At 64.6% G+C, this 21,209-nt stretch carries 20 protein-coding genes; 9 read left to right on the top strand and 11 right to left on the bottom strand.

The window, feature by feature from the left end:
- Nucleotides 1-505 precede the first annotated feature (505 nt).
- Nucleotides 506-1,768, top strand: coding sequence for a DNA polymerase IV (gene dinB / locus AC0L2L_RS14475; protein ID WP_473579260.1), 1,263 nt, complete (start codon nt 506-508; stop codon nt 1,766-1,768).
- Between the two features lie 226 nt (nt 1,769-1,994).
- On the opposite strand, the gene AC0L2L_RS14470 is transcribed toward dinB, so the two are convergent.
- The 7 genes from AC0L2L_RS14470 to AC0L2L_RS14440 form a co-directional block, all read right to left on the bottom strand.
- On the bottom strand, nt 1,995-2,873 hold the full coding sequence (locus AC0L2L_RS14470) for an aldose 1-epimerase (RefSeq protein WP_473579259.1): 879 nt from the start codon (nt 2,871-2,873) through the stop codon (nt 1,995-1,997).
- Between the two features lie 2 nt (nt 2,874-2,875).
- A complete protein-coding gene (locus AC0L2L_RS14465; protein WP_473579258.1) occupies nt 2,876-3,631 on the bottom strand; it encodes an SDR family oxidoreductase in 756 nt (251 codons plus the stop codon).
- Between the two features lie 11 nt (nt 3,632-3,642).
- Complete coding sequence (locus tag AC0L2L_RS14460) at nt 3,643-4,374, bottom strand: ATP-binding cassette domain-containing protein (RefSeq protein WP_473579257.1); 732 nt, start codon at nt 4,372-4,374, stop codon at nt 3,643-3,645.
- 4 nt (nt 4,375-4,378) lie between these two features.
- Nucleotides 4,379-5,356, bottom strand: a complete 978-nt coding sequence (locus AC0L2L_RS14455; RefSeq protein ID WP_473579256.1) for an ABC transporter permease — start codon at nt 5,354-5,356, stop codon at nt 4,379-4,381.
- Nucleotides 5,357-5,624: 268 nt separating this feature from the next.
- Complete coding sequence (locus tag AC0L2L_RS14450) at nt 5,625-6,602, bottom strand: substrate-binding domain-containing protein (protein ID WP_473579255.1); 978 nt, start codon at nt 6,600-6,602, stop codon at nt 5,625-5,627.
- A 24-nt stretch (nt 6,603-6,626) separates the two neighbouring features.
- Nucleotides 6,627-7,829: a mandelate racemase/muconate lactonizing enzyme family protein gene (locus tag AC0L2L_RS14445; RefSeq protein WP_473579254.1), complete on the bottom strand. Its 1,203-nt coding sequence runs from the start codon at nt 7,827-7,829 to the stop codon at nt 6,627-6,629.
- A gap of 1 nt (nt 7,830) precedes the next feature.
- Nucleotides 7,831-8,550 (bottom strand): FadR/GntR family transcriptional regulator, encoded by a 720-nt coding sequence (locus AC0L2L_RS14440; protein ID WP_473579253.1) that lies wholly within the window; start codon nt 8,548-8,550, stop codon nt 7,831-7,833.
- Between the two features lie 107 nt (nt 8,551-8,657).
- On the opposite strand from AC0L2L_RS14440, the gene AC0L2L_RS14435 reads away from it, so the two are divergent.
- Both AC0L2L_RS14435 and AC0L2L_RS14430 read left to right on the top strand, forming a co-directional pair.
- Nucleotides 8,658-9,557 (top strand): SMP-30/gluconolactonase/LRE family protein, encoded by a 900-nt coding sequence (locus AC0L2L_RS14435; protein ID WP_473579252.1) that lies wholly within the window; start codon nt 8,658-8,660, stop codon nt 9,555-9,557.
- A 169-nt stretch (nt 9,558-9,726) separates the two neighbouring features.
- A complete protein-coding gene (locus AC0L2L_RS14430) occupies nt 9,727-10,431 on the top strand; it encodes an SDR family oxidoreductase (RefSeq protein WP_473579251.1) in 705 nt (234 codons plus the stop codon).
- A 39-nt stretch (nt 10,432-10,470) separates the two neighbouring features.
- On the opposite strand, the gene AC0L2L_RS14425 is transcribed toward AC0L2L_RS14430, so the two are convergent.
- On the bottom strand, nt 10,471-10,701 hold the full coding sequence (locus AC0L2L_RS14425) for a hypothetical protein (RefSeq protein WP_473579250.1): 231 nt from the start codon (nt 10,699-10,701) through the stop codon (nt 10,471-10,473).
- A gap of 91 nt (nt 10,702-10,792) precedes the next feature.
- A complete protein-coding gene (locus AC0L2L_RS14420) occupies nt 10,793-11,236 on the bottom strand; it encodes an SRPBCC family protein (protein ID WP_473579249.1) in 444 nt (147 codons plus the stop codon).
- A gap of 333 nt (nt 11,237-11,569) precedes the next feature.
- Between AC0L2L_RS14420 and AC0L2L_RS14415 the strand changes: the two genes are divergently transcribed.
- The 4 genes from AC0L2L_RS14415 to AC0L2L_RS14400 all read left to right on the top strand — a co-directional run bounded on the left by AC0L2L_RS14415 (nt 11,570) and on the right by AC0L2L_RS14400 (nt 17,025).
- On the top strand, nt 11,570-11,902 hold the full coding sequence (locus AC0L2L_RS14415; RefSeq protein ID WP_473579248.1) for a hypothetical protein: 333 nt from the start codon (nt 11,570-11,572) through the stop codon (nt 11,900-11,902).
- 494 nt (nt 11,903-12,396) lie between these two features.
- A complete protein-coding gene (gene eglC, locus AC0L2L_RS14410; RefSeq protein ID WP_473579247.1) occupies nt 12,397-13,821 on the top strand; it encodes an endo-1,3-1,4-beta-glycanase EglC in 1,425 nt (474 codons plus the stop codon).
- A gap of 126 nt (nt 13,822-13,947) precedes the next feature.
- Nucleotides 13,948-15,705 carry a type I secretion system permease/ATPase gene (locus tag AC0L2L_RS14405; RefSeq protein WP_473579246.1) on the top strand — a complete coding sequence of 586 codons (1,758 nt, stop codon included), beginning with the start codon at nt 13,948-13,950 and terminating at the stop codon, nt 15,703-15,705.
- Nucleotides 15,706-15,708: 3 nt separating this feature from the next.
- The gene (locus AC0L2L_RS14400) at nt 15,709-17,025 is read left to right on the top strand and encodes an HlyD family type I secretion periplasmic adaptor subunit (RefSeq protein WP_473579245.1); all 1,317 of its coding nucleotides are present in this window, start codon (nt 15,709-15,711) and stop codon (nt 17,023-17,025) included.
- A 30-nt stretch (nt 17,026-17,055) separates the two neighbouring features.
- On the opposite strand, the gene AC0L2L_RS14395 is transcribed toward AC0L2L_RS14400, so the two are convergent.
- Entirely contained in the window at nt 17,056-17,406 is a 351-nt protein-coding gene (locus tag AC0L2L_RS14395; RefSeq protein WP_473579244.1) for a RidA family protein, read from the bottom strand.
- A 76-nt stretch (nt 17,407-17,482) separates the two neighbouring features.
- The gene (locus AC0L2L_RS14390; RefSeq protein ID WP_473579243.1) at nt 17,483-18,619 is read right to left on the bottom strand and encodes an NAD(P)/FAD-dependent oxidoreductase; all 1,137 of its coding nucleotides are present in this window, start codon (nt 18,617-18,619) and stop codon (nt 17,483-17,485) included.
- A gap of 435 nt (nt 18,620-19,054) precedes the next feature.
- Between AC0L2L_RS14390 and AC0L2L_RS14385 the strand changes: the two genes are divergently transcribed.
- Nucleotides 19,055-20,056 carry an ornithine cyclodeaminase family protein gene (locus AC0L2L_RS14385; RefSeq protein ID WP_473579242.1) on the top strand — a complete coding sequence of 334 codons (1,002 nt, stop codon included), beginning with the start codon at nt 19,055-19,057 and terminating at the stop codon, nt 20,054-20,056.
- Nucleotides 20,057-20,060: 4 nt separating this feature from the next.
- On the top strand, nt 20,061-21,203 hold the full coding sequence (locus tag AC0L2L_RS14380; RefSeq protein ID WP_473579241.1) for an aminotransferase class V-fold PLP-dependent enzyme: 1,143 nt from the start codon (nt 20,061-20,063) through the stop codon (nt 21,201-21,203).
- Nucleotides 21,204-21,209: the final 6 nt, after the last annotated feature.

The raw sequence follows: 21,209 nt of genomic DNA, 5'->3' as shown, positions 1-21,209 counted from the left end.
CTCGCACCAGTCGGTTAGGCCCGGCGGTCGGTGACCCTAACCACCCCAACGGACTGTCGGGCCGCTATAGGGGCGCCTTGAGCGCCGGGCACTGCCAAGTTTTGCCAGCAAAGGACGACCAGCCGAAGCCGGGGCAGTTGCGGTATGGGTGGGCCGGCTCGCACACAAGGGGTAGGCGCAAGCGGACCATCCAAAAGCCGTACCGGAAATTCCATACCTCTTTCGGCTCAGCCCTCATCCAAATGGCCGTGAACATCTTATGTTAGAGATACCCTCTATTTCGAACATCGGGAGAACAGAAGGGAACCGTCGCCGGGGGCATTGCGGGGCGACGTCGGGCCGCAGTTCGGCGTCTGCAAGCTCGGGTTGTGCCAAGCTGTGCAAGGCTGCATGTTTTGGTGTGGCGGCTTGACACTAAACGCTTTTTGTTCTCTTTATGTTCAGTTAATTCCCCTTGCAACAGACGCAGCTAATGCTGCAATGCCACACAAATGGCCATCGAGCGATGCGCACCACGAACGACGCTGCGGCCGCTACCATCCTGCATGCCGATCTCGACGCCTTCTACGCTTCGGTCGAGCAGCTGCTCGACCCGTCCCTGCGCGGCAAGCCGATCGCCGTCGGCGGCGGAGTGGTACTGGCCGCGTCCTATGAGGCCAAGGTCTTCGGCGTGCGCGGCGGCATGCCCGGCCGCAAGGCGCGCGAGCTCTGCCCGCAGCTCATCTTCGTCGGCGGCCATTTTTCCGAGTACCAGCGCCTCGGCGACGCCGCGATCAAGGTGCTCGACGATTTCACGCCGGTTGTCGAGCGCATCTCGATCGATGAGGCCTTCGCCGATGTTGCCGGCTGCACGCATCTGTTCGGGCCGCCGCAAGAGATCGCGCGAAAAATCCGCCATCGGGTAAAGGCTGAGCTCGGCCTGCCGATCTCGATCGGCGTGGCGCGGACAAAGCATCTCGCCAAGATCGCCTCGCAAGTGGCCAAGCCCGACGGGCTGGTGGTGGTCGAGCCAGGCACCGAGCTTTCATTCCTGCACGACCTGCCTGTCACGCTGATGTGGGGCGTCGGCCCGGCGACCAAGGCGCGGCTGGCCGAGATCGGCGTCGAGACGATCGGGCAGCTGGCGCGCACCCATGGCGGTGCGCTGGAGCGGCTGATCGGCCATGCCGCCGGCCAGAAGCTCGCCGCGCTCGCCTGGAACCGCGACCCGCGCAAGCTCGAGACACATCGACGTGCGATTTCCGCCGGCGCGCAATCGGCGCTGGGCAGGAAGCCAGCGGTGCCACACGTCTTCGTGCCGACGCTCTTGCATCTGGCCGACCGCGTCGCCAGCCGGCTACGCGCCAAGGACCGGCCGGGGCGCACGGTGACGGTGCGCGTTCGCTTCGCCGATCTGCGCGCGGTCACCCGCTCGATGACACTGGAGCAGCCGATCCAGGCGACCGCAATGCTCGCCGAAATCGCCGAGGAGCTGGTGCGCGGCGTGCTGGCCGCCCATCCGGGCGAGCGTGACATCTCGCTGCTCGCCATCTCCGTCTCTCATCTGGAGGAGCACACCGAGCTGCAGCTCGAACTGCCGCTCGGCCTCGCCGATGAAAAGCTCAAGCCCGGCAGCCGCAAGGGGCTGGCCCGCTTCGGCGCCGACCGCGCCATCGACAAGATCCGCCAGCGTTTCGGCAAGGAGGCCGTCGGCTACGGCGCCGTGGCGCTGGAGCGCACGCGCTCGGTGCCGGACGGGTTCAGGGAGTTGGCGGAAAAGGAGCTGTAAGGGAGGCGTTTCGGCATCGCGTTGGCCCGATGTCTTGGTGGCGCAGGCGTATGCGGCATGGTCGGAGTTAGGACGCTTAGGTTTGGGTCACCAACGCTTCTACTCTACGGCGCCCCCCTCTGTCCTACCGGACATCTCCCCCACTTGGGGGAGATTGGACGTCGCCTCGGCTTTCGCCAATCTCCAACGTTTCAAGAATGGCGCCTTCGCCGAAGCTGCCAATCCCTCAGAGCGCGTCGCTTTCCGTCACCGCCCAGTCCAGCCGCATCGTCGCGCTCATCGTTTCCCCGTCATCAAGCGGCGTCAGCCCCTCGCCGTGATGCGCGTCGACCGGGTGCGAGACCGGCTCGAAGCAGAAGAAGCCGGCATCGGGCGACGGCGAATAGAGAATGTAGACGTCGAGCTCGCGTGAGGCGGTGAGCGTGATTGCGATCCCCTCTTCCATCTGCACGATCCTGGCGTGGCCGTCCCATCCGTCGAAGGCGTTGTTCACCCAGTCCGGCGGCAGCGGAATGGGGCGGTCGAAATCCCAGGCCGGGCGCTCGCCCACCGGGACGACGCCGACAGGCAAATGACGCTCGTCCTCCAGCCAGACACGCCTGGCCTTCGCCTCCAGCAGGGTTGTGTCACCGCGCGGGAACCAGGGATGGAAGCCGAGGCCGTAAGGCAGGCGCATGCCGGCACGGTTCTCCACCGTCAGCCACGCGTCGAGCGCGCCGTCGCGCAGCGCATAGGTGACCGATGCCGCATAGCGGTAAGGACCGATCGCGCCGTCTTCGAGCACCAGCTCCGCCTCGGTATCCGTGCGGCTGGCGAGCCGCCACAGTTTCTGGAAACCATCGCCATGGATCGGGAAGGTCTCGCCCGACACGTTCGGCTCGACGGCATGGAAACGGCCTTCGAAGAAAAAGCCGCCGCCGGAAATGCGGTTCGACCACGGCACCAGCAGCTGGCAGCCAGAGGTGCCGGTGCCGTCGCCTGGCTTGAACAGCGCAACCGGGGCGCTGCCGATCACCAGGGCGTCATAACGGGCGATCGCCGCGCCGTTCTCCGGCGTCAAAACCAGCCTCGACTGGCCGTCGTTCAGCTCGATGGCGCCGGCCATGCTCACCAGCCACCATCGACCGCTATATTCTGGCCGCTGATCATGTCGGAAGCGGGCGAGACGAGGAACAGCACTAGCTCGGCGACATTTTCCGGCTCGATGCGCTTCTTCAGGCTTTGGTTCTCGAGGATCCAGTCATTGTACTGCTTGAGTCGGTCGCCGAAGACACGCTCCTCGGCCTCCGAGACCACCGCGCCCGGCGACACGGCGTTGACGCGGATGCCATGCGGGCCGAGCTCGCGCGCCAGCGATTTTGTGAGGCCGAGCATGGCGCCCTTCGACGCGACGTAGGGCACGTAGCCGTCCCAGCGGCCGTTGAGCGTGATCGAGCAGAAGTTGACAATCTTGCCATAGGCCTTCGCCTTCATGCCCGGCGCGCAGGCGCGAGCAAGCGCGAAGGCGGCCGAGGAATTGACGCGGATCTGGTCCTCATACTCGGTCAGCGAAAACTCCTCGAAGGGCCGGTTGATGATCAGCGCCGCGTTGTTGATCAAAATGTCGATGCCGCCTTCCCTTTCCGCCACCGCGGCTACGGCGGCTTCGGCCTCGGCAAGGCGGTTGAGATCGCAGTCAATGAAAGCGATATCGCCCTTGGCCTGCTGGCCAAGCGCCGCCACGGTCTGCGCAGCGTCCGCGATGTCCGGGCGGTCGAGCACCAGGACGCGCGCGCCGGCCCGCGCCAGCCTCACCGCCTGTGCCCGGCCGAGCGAGCCGAGCCCGCCCGTCAGCAGCACGACACGATCGCCAAGCACCTTCATCGCCGCCACCTCTACAAAACGCCATGGACTTCGTCGATCGAGGTGTCCCCGATGCGCTTGTCCAGCACCACCTCGCCGCGCGCCATCGCCACGATGCGGTCGCAGCATTCGAAGACATGATGCATGTTGTGGCTGATGAAGACGCCTGTCACGCCCTGTTCCTTCAGGCCGCGCACGAAGCCGATCACCTTGTTCGTCTCCTTGACCGAAAGGTGGTTGGTCGGCTCGTCGAGGATCATCACCTTCGACTTGAAATGCATGGCGCGCGCAATCGCGACACCCTGGCGCTGGCCGCCGGAGAGCTCGCCGACCAGGGCGTCGGGCGAGCGCAGATGCAGGTCGACATTGGCGATCGCGCGCACGCTCTCCTCGGCCATCTTCTTCTGGTCGAGGATGCCGACGCCGAGGACCGAGAAGCGCGTCGGCTCGCGGCCGATGAACAGGTTCCTGGCGATCGACATGGTGGGAACCATGGAGTTGTACTGGTAGATGGTCTCGATACCGAGATCCATGGCGTCGCGCGGCGTGGCGATGCTCACCGCCCTGCCCTCGACCTTGATCTCGCCCTGGTCGGCGCGGTGGACGCCGGACAGGATGTTGATGAGGGTCGACTTGCCGGCGCCGTTGTCGCCGACGAGCCCAAGCGCCTCGCCGCGCTTGAAGTCGAGCGTGACCCCTTTGAGGGCATGAACGCCGGAATACCATTTGTGGAGGTCGCGCACGGAGATGATGGCGTCGCCCATCGCTTCAGCCCTCCATCTTGATCGCCTTGGCGCGCTTGCGCATCCAGGCATTGGCGACGACGGCGAAGATGGTGAGGAAGCCGATGGCGAACTTGAACCAATTGGCGTCGACATGGCTAAGCACAAGGCCGTTGTCGATGACGCGGATGAGCGTCGTGCCGATGATACCGCCCATCACGGTGCCGATGCCGCCCAGCAGCGATGCGCCGCCGATGACGGCCGACGCCACCGCCTGCAGCTCCATCCCCTCGCCGATCGAGGGGAGCGGCGAGCCGAGCCGCAACACCTGCAGCATGCCGGCGAAACCGGAGAGTACCGAGCACAGCATGAAGCAGACGATCTTGACCCTGGCCGTCGGAATGCCCATCGCGGCTGCCGCGGGCAGGAAGCCGCCGGTCGCCTTGATCCAATTGCCGAAATTGGTGCGCGACAGCATCAGCGAGGTGAGCAGCGCAACCGCCGCGAACCACAGGAACGACATGCGGAACATGTTGCCAGGGCCGACAAAGGAGGTGAACAGCCAGTTGGGCAGGTCGGCGGGCAGCAGCGGCGGGAAGCCGCCGGAGACGACGACGGTGAGCGAGCGCGCCATGAACAGCATGCCGAGCGTGGTGATGAAGCTCGGGATGGCAAAGCGGATGGTGATGTAGCCGTTGATGAAGCCGATGGCCGCCGAGACCAGCAGCCCGGCGAGCAGCGCCAGCGGGAACGGCCAACCATGCACCATCAGCACCGCCATGGTCATCGGCATCAGCGCGAAGACCGAGCCGACCGAGAGGTCGAACTCGCCGCTGATCATCAGGATGGTGACGCCGATGGCGACGAGGCCGGCCTCCGGCAGGATGCCGAGGATGCCGCGCAGGTTGTCCTGGTTGAGGAACACGCCATGCGAGCGGACCTGGAACAGGATGACGAGCAGCACCAGAAGGATCAACCCAGCAAGTTCCGGCTTTTCGAGATAGGTCTTGAACAGGCGCTTCAACGAAGGGCTCCGGCGGTTCGAGATTTCCAAGATGACCGGCAACGCCGATCAAAGGCTTGATGTTCTTGTTCTACGCAATTCCCGACGGAAAACCGCTACGCACTTCTTGGAATTGCTCCGACGCTCGGAGACCGTTTCGAAACTCGCTCCTGCGAGTCATATGAAGGCGTTTTCGAGAACCGGAGCGGAGCGTACATTTGAGTACGTGAGCACCGGAAGCGCAGAAAACGCCTTCAGATGGCCGCAGGAGTAGAGTTTCCAAACGGTCTCAGCGCATGCCTTGCGCGGACAGCGCCATTATAGCGTCGGCCTGGTTCTGCCGCACGATGCCCTGCCCCGTGTCGATGTCGGAAGGAGCGAGGCCGATCTTCTTGTTGAGATAGGCCTCCATCACCGGCATGAAGCCCTGCATGTAGGGCTGCTGGTCGACCAGCGCCTGGACATAGCCCTTCTGCATCTGCTGCAGCACTTCAGGCACGAGGTCGAAGCCGCCGAGCAGCACCTTGCCGGGCGCGACGCCGCGATCGGCCAGCACGCGCGCCACGCCGGCGCACCAGAAGCCGGTGTCGAAATAGGCCGTGGTGTCGGGATGCGCGTTCAGATAGGCGCCGACGCGGTCGGAGGTTATGGCGAGGTCGGTGCCGCTGTCGATGCGCTCCCACGACACGTCACGATCGGTGTGCGCGGCCTTGTATTCCTCGAGGAACTGCATGACGCCGGCGCCACGGGTTTCCGACCAGTTCTGGCCGGGAGCCGAAATGCCGACCAGCACCTTGATCGGGCCGTCCTTCGGGAAGCTCTCGGAAATCGCCCTGGCGAGCGAATAACCGGCGGGCTTGAAACCCTGGCCGACGAAGGCCTGGCGCGCATTGCCCTTGGCGCCCTCGGTGTCGTCGACATTGACCGCGATCACGAGAACGCCGGCGTCGCGCGCCTCCTTGATGACGTCGTCGAAGGCATGGTCGTCGACGATCGAGGTCAAAAGCGCATCGGGCTTGGCGGCAAGGGCGGCGCGCATGTTGGCGACCTGCTGCTCGATCGAGCCCTCGGTCTGGGTGAAGACCATGTTGCAGGTCGCCTCGACCTTGGCGCAGCCGTCGTCGAAGCCTTTCTTCACCGCCTGCCAAAACGTATTCGAGGCCGACGAATGGTGGGTGAAGACGATGTTGAGGCCGTCGGCTCTGGCGACGGATTGCCCGCCGACAAGGGCTGCCCCGAGCAGAAGCATTGCAGTCAGTTTTCTCATGTCTGTTCCTCCCTTTGGATCTTTCTAGATGTCCGCCTTGTCGCTGACGCGGCGGTGGACGGTGTAGGCCTTGCCAAGATCGGGACTGAGCGCCAGCCCCAGCCCTGGTCCGGGCGGCACGGTGATCATGCCGTCCTTCACCTCCGGCAGCGCCGTCACCAGGTCGCGGTACCAGGTGCGGTAGAAGGCGCGCACGCTCTCCTGGACGAGCGCGTTGGGGGCATTGAGCGACAGATGCGTCGAGGCGGCGAGCACGACCGGACCGGTGCAGTCATGCGGCGCGACCGGCAGCCGCCAGGCCTCCGCCATCGAGGCGATCTTGCGCGCCTCGGACAGGCCGCCGCACCAGGAGATGTCGAGCATGACGATGCCGGCAGCACCTGTTTCCAGAAGGTCGCGAAAAGCCCAGCGGCTGCCCAGCGTCTCCGAGGCCGAGATCGGCGCGGGGCTCGCCGCGGCGTAGCGCTTCAGGTCGCCGAGGCTGTCCATGCGGATGGGATCCTCGTGCCAGTAGGTGGCGTAGGGCGTCAGTGCCCCGGCGATCCGCATGGCCGGCAGGAGCTGCCACATCGAGTGGAATTCGACCATGATGTCCATCCGGTCGCCGACGGCTTTGCGAATCTTCTCAAAGGGTTCGAGCGCCGCCTTCAGGTCCGCCGCCGAGATGTCGTTGCCGCGCGTCTTTTCGGCCGCATGGTCGAACGGCCAGATCTTCATGGCGGTGATGCCGTCCTCGAGCAGCTCCTCGGCCAACTCGCCGGCGCGGGTAAGGAAGCTGTTGAGATCGTCATAGTCCCGCTTCGCGCCGATGCCGTAATTGGCCGTCGTCTGGCCCTTGGCGTCCTTGATGTATTCGGTGCCGGCGCAGGTGTTGTAGGTGCGGATGGAACGGCGGCTGAAGCCGCCGAGCAGTTGCGCGATCGGCTGGCCGGTGGCCTTGCCGAAAATATCCCACAACGCGATGTCGAAGGCCGAATTGCCGCGCACCTCGGCGCCGCTGGAGCGGAAGCCGAGATAGCCGACCAGATCGGCGGCCAGGAGATCGATCGCAAGCGGATCGCGGCCGATCACCCTGGGCGCGACATATTCGTGCAGGTACTCCTCGACCGTGCGCGACAAATAGAAGGTCTCGCCGAGCCCGGTGATGCCTTCGTCCGTATGGACCTCGACCCAGAGCAGGTTTGGCCGCTCGTCGACGCGGACGGTCTCGATGGCGGTGATCTTCATGTCAGGCGATCCCCGCATCGAGCAGCGCCTTGACGCTCTTGTCGAAATGCTCGGCCATGTGCTCGGCCGCCAGTCGCGGATCGCCCCTGAGGATGGCATCGGCGATGTCCTCATGGCCCTTGATCATCTTGAGCTGTGCCTGATCGGAGGAGCGGGTGCGCCAACCGATCACCCAGGTGCGCCGCGTCACGCCGCTGAAGGCGGTGACGATCAGCGAAAACACCGGATTGTGCGAGGCCGCCGCGATCGCCTCGTGGAAGGCGATGTCGTGCTCCATGACCAGTTCGGGGTTCTTGAAATTCTCGCGCATCAGCCGGGCCGACTGGGCGATCGCCACGGCTTCCGTGTCGGTGCGGCGCAGGGCCGCCAGCGCGACGGTGCGCATCTCGATGGTGCGCCTGACGTCATAGACCTGCTGGACGCTGATCTGCTGGGTGGTGATGCCGTGCTCGATGACCATCGACATGGCGCCGGTGTCGAGCTTGGCAACGGTAGCGCGGCGCCCGGCGCTCAGGTCGATGAGGCGCATCGCCGACAGCGAGCGGAAGGCCTCGCGCACGACGGTGCGCGAAACGTTGAGCCGGCGCGTCATGGCAGCCTCGCTGGGCAGCGGATCGCCCGGCGCCAAGCCCTCCGAGCGGATGTGCTGGGTGATCGCCTGGATCGCCGTGCTGACCAGGCCAGGACTCGGCTCGTCCGGTGGGTCCGTCTGCTCTTGCATCCCGCTTCCTCGAAAACCTGTATGATAGGTTGTTATTGAATTGCTCATAATTCAGGCAAAAGATATATGTCAAGCCGATTTCTGAATGTGTGCCCGGAGGAGCCCTCATGCGCGAAACGGAAGCCGGCCTGATCTTCGACGCGCGCGACGTTGTCGGCGAAAGCGTGGTGTGGGACGAGCGCCGCGGAAGGCTGGTCTGGGTCGACATCATCGGCCGCAGGGTCCATCGGCTGGATCCGTCGAGCAGAGCGCATGAAAGCTGGGCGACGAACGACCTTGTCACCTCGGTCGGCCTGCGCAAGGACGGCGGCGCGATTGTCGGCCTGCGCAAGGACATCGCATTGTGGGATTTCGACGGGCCGTTCCGGACGATCGCGGCCATCGAGCCTGACCGGCCGGGCACGCGGCTCAACGAGGGCGTGGTGGCGCCGGACGGTTCGTTCTGGGTCGGCACGATGGCCAACAATATCGGGCCGGACGACGCGCCGGCGGCGATCACGAGCGACGAAGGCCAGCTCTACCGGGTCGGCCCGGACGGCGATGTGAGGGGTCTCAGCGAAGACCGGTTCGGCATCACCAACACGATGGTGTGGCTGCCTGACGGGCGCTTCGTCACCGCCGACACGACGAAGAACGCGCTCTATAGCTATGACTGGGACACGAAGGCGGGGCAGCTCGGCGAAGCGCATCCCTTCTTCACCGGTTTCGAGCGCGGCCTGCCGGACGGCTCATGCCTCGACGCCGAGGGTTATGTCTGGAACTGCCGGGTGGTGGGCGGAAGCTGCCTCGCCCGCATCGCGCCCGACGGCAGGCTGGACCGGATCGTCGAGCTGCCCTGCAGCTGGCCGACGAGCTGCGCCTTCGGCGGCCCAGACCTCGACACGCTGTTCGTCACCTCCGCCCGCTTCACGATGAGCGCGGAGCATCTCGGCGCAAACCCGCACGAGGGCGGCCTGTTCGCGCTGCGCCCGGGAGTGCGGGGCGTGCCGGGCAATCGGTTTGGGTAATGCTGCCGAGTGGGGCGCCGCTCTGCCCTGCCGTACATTTCGCCCACGTGGGGAGATTGGCAGCTTCGCCGGCTTCGCCAATCCTTGGCGCAATCCAATCCGGTTCATCCCCTGCCCTCGGCATGCTAACAGGGTCGCTTTCAACCTCAACACCCAGGATGGACAGGACATGGCAGTGGAAAAAGTAGCTCTGGTGACGGCGGGCGGAAGCGGTATGGGCGCGGCGGCGGCTGAGCGCCTGGCGGCGGACGGATTCAAGGTCGGCGTGCTGTCCTCCTCCGGCAAGGGCGAGGCCCTGGGCAAGGAACTCGGCGGCTTCGGCGTCACCGGCTCCAACCAGTCGAATGACGATCTCAAGCGCCTCACCGACGGCGCGATGGAACGCTGGGGCCGTATCGACGTGCTGGTCAACAGCGCCGGCCACGGGCCGCGCGCGCAGATCATCGAGATCAGCGACGAGGAATGGCACAAGGGCATCGACACCTATTTCCTCAATGCCGTGCGCCCGACCCGGCTGGTGACGCCGGTGATGCAAAGCCAAAAATCGGGCGTCATCATCAACATCTCGACCGCATGGGCGTTCGAGCCGAGCGCGATGTTCCCGACCTCGGCCGTGGCGCGTGCCGGGCTTGCCGCTTACACCAAGATCTTCGCCGACACCTATGCCGGCGACAACATCCGCATGAACAATGTGCTGCCCGGCTGGATCGACAGCCTGCCGACGACGAACGAGCGCCGCGACAGCGTGCCGATGAAGCGCTATGGCACGTCGGAGGAGATCGCCGCGACGATCTCGTTCCTCGCCTCGGACGGAGCGGCCTACATCACCGGCCAGAACATCCGCGTCGATGGCGGCATCACAAGAGCGCTGTGAAACGGGGGCGCTGTGAGGCGGAGAGGGCGTCGCCTCAAGTCATCCGCGGCTGCGGGAATTAAGCACCCACAGGAACGCCATTGAAGCCACCAGGACAATCGAATTGCCGACCACGATGTTCCAAAATCGCGTCGGATCGTCCGCCAGGGCAACCCAATGCAACTTGCCCCGGACTTCGCCTGTCTTGATGCCGCAGGCAATGTTGTAGATCGCCACGGCGGCGAGCGCCGCCATCAGGACAAAGAGGTCGTTGTTCTTGTTGCGATCCATGGCGCAAATTTTAACCGCCCTTGGTGAAATTTTGCTTACCTCGGGTAAGGCGGCGGCCGCGGCACCGGCCGCCGCGCACGTTTTCGCGAACTTACTGGTTGATCTCCGGCTCGACGAGCTTGGCCAGGTTGCGCAGCGATTCCTGCCAGCCGAGATAGCAGGCCTCGGCGGGGATGGCGTCCGGGATGCCGGCCTGGGTGATGTTGATCTCGGTGCCGACCGAGACTTTCTTCAGGATCACGGTCACTTCGATCTGGCCCGGCAGGTTGGGATCGTCGAAGCGGTCGGTGTAGCGCAGGCGCTCGCCCGGAACGAGCTCGACGAATTCGCCGCCGAAGACGTGGCTGTCGCCGGTGGTGAAGTTGCGGAAGGACATTTTGTAGGCGCCGCCGACCTTGCCCTCGAACTCGTGGACCGTGCAGGTAAAGCCGTTCGGCGGCAGCCACTTGGCCAGCGCATCGGCCTCGACGAACGCGCGGTAGACCTTCTCCGGCTTGGTCGCCAGGACGCGGTGCAGGTGGATGGTGCTCGGCATATCTCGATATCCTTTCCGGTTTCGTTTGATCGATGGCCCAAGGACGGGGGCGTCCCGGCCGATCCGACAGAGGCTGTCAAATTTTTTGCCTGACAGCCACCCTATCGCTGTGCAGCGGAGGCAACCGACATGAGCGCTTCGATCAGGCTGGGGCATCGTCCGCGACGCGGGCTGGCTGGGCGGCGCCATCGCCGGCCACAGCGGCCTATGGCCCCCGCGTTCGGCCAGCAGCGCCGCTTTGTTTGCGGCGGAAAAACTAAGTGATCTCCGCCGCCTTCAAATCGCGCAACGCGTCGGGTTTGTTCCGCCTCGAACGAGATCATGGAGAGGCCGATGAAACTGTTCGTTATTGCCCTTGCCGGCGGCGTGCTTTTGCCCTTGCCCGCAACCCAGGCTGCGCCGATGCTTGCTGCTCCGCCAAGGCACGGCCTTGTGCACCAGGCGGATGTCAGATGCGCTTACCTGACCGAGGACGGCTACTGCGTGCGGCCGCATAAAGGGCACAAATATTGGAAGCACCGGCATTACCACCGGCGCATCTACGAAACCTACGAGCCGCAGCCGCCGGACGAGTATGACTGGCGCTACCAGCGCCAGCGGCCGATCATCCGGGTCATACCCAGCGATCCCGGGGACGATGACAACTGGGACGACTGGAACAACTGACAAGGCATCCCCGATCGACTCCACCAGTCGCCGGGCCGGCTAAACTCCACTCCGGTTTCCGGGTCCTGCGGACTCAAGGAGGCGTGGTAGCCAGCCACGTCCATCCGACAGATGCGACACGGCAACCGGTTGTTCTTCGCCGTAGATGCCGGACCATCTTGCCGCCACCTGTTCGGTGAGCGGTTCGACGCCGGTTTTGGACCGTCGGCAGGTGCAGGTGCTCCGTTGCGCCAACTGCATCCATCCATGGCTATCTGCATAATCTTTTGGCAGAAAACCTTGCAAAATTAAGTAAAATTGAGAAGAGCTCACGCCATGATTGTATTAGATACCGCTTATTCTATCGGCATAAAATATCGATAAAAATACTTCTGATTTTCTCTGTACTATTTGCTTGTTTTCAGGAACGATAGTCCACGTTGCAAGCTGGCTCGGAGCGGTCGCTTGAATTTGCAACGAGCCATCCGGGCGGGGCAGCGCGGAAGGATTGTCCGATGAGCTTCGTCGTCAACGCGGTAGGCGTTCCTCTTTACTATAGCGGCGCTTCCAATCATTGGTTTTCGGCAACGTCCGGACCGACATTCAACGGCAGCAGCGGCAACGACTCAATCTGGGCCTCCAGCGGCGTCAACGTCACCATGTATGGCGGCGCTGGCGACGACATCTATTACCTCTATTCGGCGGGCAACAAGGTGGTCGAGAACCCTGGCCAGGGCATCGACACGATCAACACATGGATGAGCTACACGCTGCCGGACAATGTCGAGAACCTCGTCGTCACCAACGCCCATAATTATGCCTTCGGCAACGCGCTGAACAACATCATCACCGCCACGGCGGGCGGCCAGACGCTGGACGGCGGGGCGGGCAATGACGTCCTGATCGATGGCGGCGGCGGCGCCGACACTTTTATCATCGCGAAGGGCAACGGGAGCGACTCGATCGTCAATTTCGCCTCGAACGATACCGTGCGCCTCGATGGCTACGGGTTCACGTCGTTCGCCGCCATCCACGACAACATGATCCAGGCGGGACCCAATGTGGTGCTGAACCTCGGATCGGGCGAGATCCTCGAATTCAAGAACACGACGATCGATAAGCTGCAGCCCAACCAGTTCGAGCTGCCGATCGACAAGTCCGGCATGACGCTGTCCTTCAGCGACGAGTTCAACACGCTGAACCTTCACAACAGCCAGGGCGGCACCTGGGACACCAACTTCTGGTGGGGCGCGCCGAACGGCAGCACGCTCACCCGCAATGGCGAGCTGCAGTGGTACATCGACGCCAATTACGGCCCGACCAGCTCGGTGCATCCGTTCAGCGTCGATAATGGCGTGCTCACCATCACCGCGGCGCAAGCGCCGGCCGACATCAAGCCGCTGATCAACAATTACGAATACACCTCCGGCATCCTGACCACACACGACTCGTTCTCGCAGACCTATGGCTATTTCGAAATGAAGGCCGACTTGCCGGAACACGCCGGCGCCTGGCCGGCCTTCTGGCTGCTGCCGGAAGACGGCTCCTGGCCGCCGGAGCTCGACGTGATGGAAATGTACGGCCAGAAACCGAATTCGCTGCTGATGACCGCGCACACGAACCAGACGGGCCAGCACACCACGGTCGGATCCACGGTGAACGTCATGGACACCGCCGGCTTCCACACCTATGGCCTGTTGTGGACGCCGGACAAGCTGGTCTGGACCTATGACGGCGTGCAGGTCGCATCGGCGGCGACGCCGTCCGACATGAACAAGCCGATGTATATGCTGGTCGATCTCGCGGTCGGCGGCCAGGCCGGCGCGCCGCCGGACCATCTGGCGACGCCGGCGCAGATGAAGATCGACTATATCCATGCCTATACGCTGGACGAGTTGCAGCAGAGCCATTTGAGCGTCACGGGCGAGCACGTGGCCTAGAGCCGGATGATTTCAGGTCGAATCGACCTGAAATCTGAATCCGTCTCTAAGTTAAGGAGATAGAGCATGATGTCGCCCGAAAACCGCGTCACACTTTTCGGCATCATGCACTAGGCGGCCGGGCGAATGTCACAGGAGAGCGTTCCGGATGCGATCGGGCAGGCCGGCCTGCGGGCGGTGTTCCATCGCGCCGCCGCCGATGTCGGCCTGTTCTCGCTGCTCATCAACCTTCTGCTTCTGGTGATCCCGCTTTACCTGCTTCAGGTCTATGACCGCGTCCTGCCCTCCTCCAGCGTCGAGACGCTTGTCTATCTATCGGTCATCGCGGTCGCTGCCCTTGGCTTCCTTGGCTTCCTCGACGGCATCCGCGCGGTCTACACGCAGCGCATCGCCGCGACGGTCAACGACAGGCTGGGCGCAAGAATGTTCGCCGCCTCGCTCGGCGCCAGGAACGCGCCGTCGCCGCTCACCGACCTCGCCGCGGTCTGCGCCTTCATCCGCTCGCGCGGCGTATCGGTGCTGTTCGACCTGCCCTTCGCGCCGGTCTTTCTCGGCCTGCTCTATCTCATCCATCCGGTGCTGTTCTGGGTGACGCTCGGCGGCGCGGCGCTGCTCGTCGTGCTGGTCGTGGCCAACCAGATCGCCATCGGCCGGAACGATGCGCTCTCGGCGGAGCGTTCGGCCTTGGCCAGCCAGGCCGAGCAGGCCTTTGCCCGCAACGCCGAGACGTTGCGCGCCATGGGCATGGTGGAAAACGCCGCGCGCGTGTGGGGGCGGCATGTGGCTCAGGCGCTTGTGCTGCACGACCGTTCGGCCGGCGCCAACGCGCTCTTCAGCGGCGTTTCCCGGGCGCTACGCATGATGCTGCAGCTGGCGATCCTCGGCGCCGGCGCGTGGCTGGTGCTCAAGGGCGAGATGACGGCCGGCATGATCTTCGCCTCCTCGCTGGTGTCGTCGCGCGCGCTGCAGCCGCTCGACCAGCTGATCGGCTCCTGGCGGCAGATCCTCGAGGCCAGGCGCGCGTGGTCGCGGCTGGGAGGAGCGCTCGCGGCGCAGCCGGCACAGGCGCGCAAGCTCGCCTTGCCCGACCCGACCGGCGCGATTTCAGCGCAGGATCTTTTCTTCATCGCGCCCAACGCCGGTTTCGGCGCCGAGCCCATCCTCAAGCGGCTGAGTTTTGCGATTCAGCCTGGCGAGGCGGTGGCGATCGTCGGCCCGAGCGGCGCCGGCAAATCGACGCTGGCGCGGCTGCTTGTCGGGGCCGCGCAGCCGAGCGGCGGTTCGGTCAGGATCGACGGCGCCGAGCTCAGGACCTGGGACGAAAACCAGCTCGGCCGGCATATCGGCTACCTGGCGCAAGAGGTGGAGCTTTTTCCGGGCTCGGTCGGCGAAAACATCGCCCGCTTCGACGCAGGCGCGGACGATGCGGCGATCGTGGAAGCGTCAAGGCGCGCCGAGGCTCATGAGCTGATCCTTTCGCTGCGCGACGGCTACCAGACGACGATCGCCGGGACGCTGTCGGGCGGCGAGCGGCAGCGGATCGGGCTGGCGCGCGCCTTCTACGGCAATCCGCGCATCCTGGTGCTGGACGAGCCGAGCACGCATCTCGACGGCGCAGGCGAAGCGGCGCTCGAAGCGGTGCTGGCGGCCGCGCGCGCCGCCAGCGTCACCACGATCGTGATCACGCATCGGCCCGCGATTGCGGCTGCCTGCGACCGCGTGATGGTTCTGCGCGGCGGTGTCATCGAGGCGTTCGGCCCGAGCGCCGAGGTGTTGCGGCAGGCAATTGTCGATAAGGGCAAAGGCGCGCAGCGCAACACGGTGGTGACGGGATCGTTCGCGCCGACCATCCGCGCCTCGCCGACCATCCGGCACGGGTCGTAGACGATGACGCAGAGCCTCACTTTCGAAGGCAGCCCGCGCACCGACTTCCGGCGCACGGCCTTCGCCGGCTACGCGGCAATCGCGCTCATGGTCAGCGGCTTCGGCTACTGGGCGGCTAAAGCGCCGCTGGCCGGCGCGGTGATCACGCAAGGCACGATCGCGGCGACCGGCGGCAACATCCTGATCCAGCACCGCGAGGGCGGCATCATCAGGCGGCTGCTGGCGCATGAAGGCGATCGCGTGCGCGAGGGCCAGGAGCTCATCCTGCTCGACCGGACCGCCCCGGAGGCCGATCTCAACCGGCTGACAAGGCAGTGGATCGCGCTCAAGGCAAGTGCGGCGCGACTGGAGGCCGAGCGCGACGGGCTGGACAGGCTGGCGCCGATCAGCGAGGCCGCACCCGCGCCGTTCCAGCGGGACTTCGAAAACCTCGTCCGCGAACAGCAGAAGGAATTCGACGCCAGGCTCGCGCGGTTCCGCTCGGAGCAATCGATCCTGGCGCAGCGCGTCGCCATGCATCGCGAGTCGGTCAAGGGGTTGGACGCGCAGAAGCTCGCCATCGAGCAGCAGGCCGAGGTGGTGAAGAAGGAGCTCGGCATCAAGACCGACCTGCTCGGCAAGGGCCTCACCAACCGCACCGAATATTCGCAGCTGCTGCGCTCGGAGGCCGACCTCATCGGCCAGGCCGGCGCGCTGGAGGCCGACCTCGCCTCCGCCAGCACGCAGATCGTGGAGGCTGAGGCGCAGACCGAACGCGCCACCACCCAGCGCGTCGAGGAAGCGCTGACCAAGCTCGACGACGTGCGCATCAACCTCGCCGACATCGAGGAGCAGATGCGCGCCGCGCAAGCCGTGCTGAAGCGCACGACGATCACCGCGCCGGCGGCGGGCATCGTGGTGTCCTCGACCTACAACTCGCAAGGCAGCGTGGTCGCGCCCGGCGAAAAGATCATGGAGATCCTGCCCACGGCGTCGGGCCTAGTGGTCGACGCCAAGCTGCGGCCGAAGGACATCGACCAGGTGCATGTCGGCCAGTCGGCGAAGCTGAGGCTGGCCGCGCTCAACATGCGCCTCACCCCGGAAGTCCCCGCCACGGTGAGCGAGATCTCCGCCGACCGGCTGATCGACGAAGCCACCCACGAACCCTATTTCCGCGCCAGGCTGAAGATCGCCGACGCCCTACCCCCCGGCGTGAAAACCGAACAGCTCTATCCCGGCACCCCGGTCGACGCCTTCATCAGCACCGACGACCGGACTTTCTTCGAGTATCTGGTACGCCCGATGATGGATTCGTTCGCACGGGCATTCAGGGAAAGGTAGGCAGGCTTCGCAGTTCACACGCAAATGCGTTCAGCTTGCTGCGATAAGCTGGATTTCGACACGGATATCGGGCAGCGCGAAGGTCGCTCCGACCGTGGCGCGCGCCGGTGGCTCGGCGCCATCGAGCCAGCTGACCCACGCCCTGTTCATCGCATCGAAATCCTCGACGTCCTTCAACCATATCTGCGCGAAGAGCAGCCGCGATCTCTCCGCACCGACGCTGGCCAGAAGGGTATCGGCCTTTCTCAGTATCTGCTTCGTCTGGCCGGCCGTGTCGTCCTGCTTGTCATCGGCGGTCAGACCCGAAAGATATATCGTTCCGTTGTGAACGACGATCCGGCTGAGCCGATCGTTCTTCTCGTGTCTTTCGATCGTCCCCATGAAGCATGCGTCCTTGATGCACTGAACGAGACGCAGGCCGCCTGATCGCGACGCCCGCGTTCGATGGATAGGGGGATTATGCGTGCGCGGCACTGGACCGTTTGGTATCCACCTGGAAGAAGCGCTGCGGACGGAACGTCTCCATCTCGTCATGGAACTTGCCGCGCACGACCTCGTCGGCGACCACCTTGCCCAATTGCGGGCCGATGGTGACGCCGCTGTGCGTCACCGCCATGTAGTGACCGGCGATGTCCGGCATCACGCCGGCGCAGGTGTAGCCATCTTCCGGGAAGGGCCGCACCGTGGTGCGAATGGCTTCCACCCCGACGGAGCGAAGCGAAGGCAGGACCTTGCTCGCCGCCTCAAGCAACGTCGCCGCCTCATCGCCGGCGGGGCTGAGCGGCTGCGGCTTCTTGAAGGTCAAATCCACCGAAACCTTGTGGATCATGATGCGGCCGGCGCCGTCGGGACGTATATCCAGATCGTCGGCATGCAACTGGCTGCGTAGCGTCAACGCCGCCGGCGGGGTGAGGGCTAGCACGCCGATCGTCGAGGACAGCGGAATGCCCTGGGCATCGCCGAGCCTCTGGCTGGACCAGCCGCCGGTGCAGTTCACCACGGCATCGGCAGCGGTGCGCTCGCCGTCCGCCGTGCGTACCGCACGGACGCGACCGCCTTCGGCTTCGATCTCGGTCACGCGTGCATTGACCCTCACCTCAGCGCCCCAGCGCTCCTTTGCCGCCCGCAAAAGCCAGGCCGAATAAAGGACCGGATCGACCCAGCCCTCCTCCGGATAATATGAGACCGGACAATCGCCGATGGCCGCGATGTCGATATCGGGCTCCATCTCTGCGACCAGCTTCGTGTCGATCCACTCGACGCCGTAGCCCCACTCCTTCATCTGCCGGAAGTTTTCGAAATAGTCGTCCATAGACTCCGGCACCGTGCGCCAATCGAAACTGCCGGTCTGCGTGAACCAGGGCGCGACGCCGAAGCCGCGTTTCAGCTCGAGATGGGCGCGCATGCCCGCAACGTTGAGATCGAAATAGGGCCGCGGCCGCTTGGTCGTCGCATTCGTCCAAGCAAAGCTCACCGCCGACGTGCCTCCCGCTATCCTGCCGGCCTCCAGCACAACGACGCTTGCTCCCGCCTTGGCGCATTCATAAGCGGCGGAGCTGCCGACGATGCCGGAACCGATGACCACGACGCGCATATCGATAACCTCCGATAAATCTCTTACTCGTGCCGCCAATATATTCATCATTATTGGCGCCATATCTGTTATTTTTTCAGGTATATCGATGATTCTGACGCTTCTTGTGCCATTTATTACATCGATATTATTCGAATGCACGGCGGGATAATCTCTGCATATTGATGCAGATATCCAGCACGGTATTCGAGATTGCCTGAAAACATTGCAACGGTCGGGCAATTGGGGTCAATTGAACTGGCCGCTGCCGTTGATGGCCAAAAGTTATGAACCGGTGATTGCCACGATCCGACGATGCATTCGTCCGAGCATGATGCGGCATGGGCAACTTCTCGCGCGAAGTTATGAAGGTCGTGGGCAACCGCCTGTGATGGCGGTGCTACGCTTGGCGCGGCAAGGCGCAAACGGAGGTCGTGGAATGGAAGAGACTGCACGGTGAAAGCCGAGACCGAATTCCTCCTGATCGACAAGAATGCGATCCGGCAGGCCTTGACCCTGACTGAGGCGCTTGGAGCGACCGAGGCGGCGCTGCTCAAGACTTCCAACGGCATGGCCCGCCAGCAGATCAGGCGCACGCTCGACCTTCCGGGGGCGACAGGCAGTTGCCTGTCGCTGATGTATGCCGCGCTTGACGACCGGCCGCTGTTCGGGGCGAAGGTGCTGTCGGTGTTTCCCGAAAATTTCGCGCACGGGCTCGCGTCCCACCGCGGCGGTGTCTTCCTGTTCGACAAGGATCACGGGCGGCCCGTGGCCCTGATCGACGGAGGAGAGCTCACGGCCTGGCGGACCGCGGCGGCCAGCGCGGTTGCCAGCAGGGCGCTTTCGCGCCAGGACAGCTCGATGCTGACGATTTTCGGCTATGGCGAGCAGGCCCGCCGGCACGTCGAGGCCATTGCCGAAGTGCGGCCGATCCGGATGGTCCATATCTGGGGTCGAGACTTCGCCAAGGCCCAGCGCTTGGCAGAGAGCCTGTCGAACGGCGGCTTCGAGGCGCATGCGCATCGCGACGCCGGCGAAGCAGTTCGCGGGGCCGATATCATCTGCACAACGACATCATCCGAGGAGCCGGTTCTGTTTGGCGCGTGGCTGCCGCCTGGCGTCCACGTCAATGCGGTCGGCGCGAGCGTGGCGTCGTGCCGCGAGATCGACCTCGAATGCGTGCGTAGATCCAAGGTCTGGGTCGATTACCTGCCCATGGCCCTCGTGGCCGCCGGCGAGCTGGTCGAGGCGATGGAGGGCGGCCAGATCGGCCGTGACCATATTCGCGGCGAGATCGGCGAAGTGCTGGCGGGCGCGAAGCTCGGCCGCGCCGGCGACACCGACATCACCCTTTACCGATCCCTTGGCGTTCCCGCCCAGGACATCGAACTCGCCAATCTTGTCTATGCCCGCGTCCGCGACGCCGGGTTGGGCACTTCGATCGATTTCAGGTTGTGACGCCATGCTGAGCTGCCAGCGCGATCTCTTTTCCATACCCCGCGAGACGGCCTATCTCGACGCAGCCTACATGTCCCCGATTCCGACCGCCGCGGTCGCGGCCGGAGAGGCCGGCGTCAGGGTGAAAGCAGAGCCCTGGAAGATGACGATCGCATCCTATTACGACGAGGTGGAGCAGGCGCGGCAGCTCGCCGCCTCGATGGTGGGCGCCGATACCGACGACATCGCCATCGTCGCCGCCACCAGCTACGGCATGGCGATCGCAGCCGCCAACGTGGCGGTCCCGGCGGGTTCGGCGATCCTTCTCATGGAGAACGAACACACCTCGCATCGATATATCTGGTACGATCTGGCGCAACGCGCGGGCGCCTTTGTCGACATCGTTGTGCAACCGGCCGACGGGAACTGGACCGGCGCGATCGTAGCGGCGATCCGGGCCTCGAGCCGCCCCATCGCTGTCGTTGCGGGTACCCTTGTCCATTGGTTCGAAGGCATGGCGATCGATCTCGAGGCAGTGGCAGTCGCCGCACGGTCGGCGGGCGCTGCGCTTGTCGTCGACGGCACGCAGTGGGTGGGCGCGGTGCCCTTCGACGTCCGCCGCGTCCGGCCGGATTTCCTGGTCTTTGCCACCTACAAATTCCTGCTCGGTCCCTATCGCCTCGCCTTCCTTTACGCCGATCCGCGCTGGCACGAAGCGGGACGCACGCTCGAGCACCATTCCTGGAACCGCCTGGGTGGCGACAGATCCGACTTCTACAAGGTGACGGTGGCGGAGTTTCTTCCCGGCGCGCGTCGGTTCGACATGGGCGAACGCTCGGACTTCGCGGTCCTGCCGGTGGCAATCACCGCCATGAAGCTCATCCACGAATGGACCGTCGGCCAAGTTTTCGAGCGCCTTCGCCACCTCAACGAGCTTGTCTGGGCCGAGGCGGAAAATCGCGGTCTGCCGGTCGCGCGTCCGCGCTACCCGACGCCGCATATCTCGATCCTCGATATCGGCGATCGGCTATTGCCGAATGCGGCGCAGGAACTGAAGCGCGCCAATGTGCATGTCACGCTGCGCGGCACGAAGATGCGCGTATCGCCGCATGTCTACAATGACGAAGCCGATATCGAACGCCTGTTCCGGAGCCTGCCGCTCCACTAAAGCGCG

The sequence above is a fragment of the Mesorhizobium sp. WSM4832 genome (assembly GCF_055811115.1).
The sequence above is the reverse complement of the archived record's forward strand: the minus strand, read 5'-3'. Positions and strand labels throughout refer to the sequence as shown.

Excerpts from the sequence above, each read along its gene's own strand:
- AC0L2L_RS14390 (WP_473579243.1), bottom strand. The coding sequence starts at position 18,619 with ATGCGCGTCGTGGTCATCGGTTCCGGCATCGTCGGCAGCTCCGCCGCT.
- AC0L2L_RS14470 (WP_473579259.1), bottom strand. The coding sequence starts at position 2,873 with ATGGCCGGCGCCATCGAGCTGAACGACGGCCAGTCGAGGCTGGTTTTG.
- eglC (WP_473579247.1), top strand. The coding sequence starts at position 12,397 with ATGAGCTTCGTCGTCAACGCGGTAGGCGTTCCTCTTTACTATAGCGGC.
- AC0L2L_RS14395 (WP_473579244.1), bottom strand. The coding sequence starts at position 17,406 with ATGGGGACGATCGAAAGACACGAGAAGAACGATCGGCTCAGCCGGATC.
- AC0L2L_RS14405 (WP_473579246.1), top strand. The coding sequence starts at position 13,948 with ATGTCACAGGAGAGCGTTCCGGATGCGATCGGGCAGGCCGGCCTGCGG.
- AC0L2L_RS14440 (WP_473579253.1), bottom strand. The coding sequence starts at position 8,550 with ATGCAAGAGCAGACGGACCCACCGGACGAGCCGAGTCCTGGCCTGGTC.
- AC0L2L_RS14400 (WP_473579245.1), top strand. The coding sequence starts at position 15,709 with ATGACGCAGAGCCTCACTTTCGAAGGCAGCCCGCGCACCGACTTCCGG.
- AC0L2L_RS14465 (WP_473579258.1), bottom strand. The coding sequence starts at position 3,631 with ATGAAGGTGCTTGGCGATCGTGTCGTGCTGCTGACGGGCGGGCTCGGC.
- AC0L2L_RS14420 (WP_473579249.1), bottom strand. The coding sequence starts at position 11,236 with ATGCCGAGCACCATCCACCTGCACCGCGTCCTGGCGACCAAGCCGGAG.
- AC0L2L_RS14415 (WP_473579248.1), top strand. The coding sequence starts at position 11,570 with ATGAAACTGTTCGTTATTGCCCTTGCCGGCGGCGTGCTTTTGCCCTTG.
- AC0L2L_RS14460 (WP_473579257.1), bottom strand. The coding sequence starts at position 4,374 with ATGGGCGACGCCATCATCTCCGTGCGCGACCTCCACAAATGGTATTCC.
- AC0L2L_RS14435 (WP_473579252.1), top strand. The coding sequence starts at position 8,658 with ATGCGCGAAACGGAAGCCGGCCTGATCTTCGACGCGCGCGACGTTGTC.
- AC0L2L_RS14450 (WP_473579255.1), bottom strand. The coding sequence starts at position 6,602 with ATGAGAAAACTGACTGCAATGCTTCTGCTCGGGGCAGCCCTTGTCGGC.
- AC0L2L_RS14380 (WP_473579241.1), top strand. The coding sequence starts at position 20,061 with ATGCTGAGCTGCCAGCGCGATCTCTTTTCCATACCCCGCGAGACGGCC.
- AC0L2L_RS14430 (WP_473579251.1), top strand. The coding sequence starts at position 9,727 with ATGGCAGTGGAAAAAGTAGCTCTGGTGACGGCGGGCGGAAGCGGTATG.
- dinB (WP_473579260.1), top strand. The coding sequence starts at position 506 with ATGCGCACCACGAACGACGCTGCGGCCGCTACCATCCTGCATGCCGAT.
- AC0L2L_RS14445 (WP_473579254.1), bottom strand. The coding sequence starts at position 7,829 with ATGAAGATCACCGCCATCGAGACCGTCCGCGTCGACGAGCGGCCAAAC.
- AC0L2L_RS14425 (WP_473579250.1), bottom strand. The coding sequence starts at position 10,701 with ATGGATCGCAACAAGAACAACGACCTCTTTGTCCTGATGGCGGCGCTC.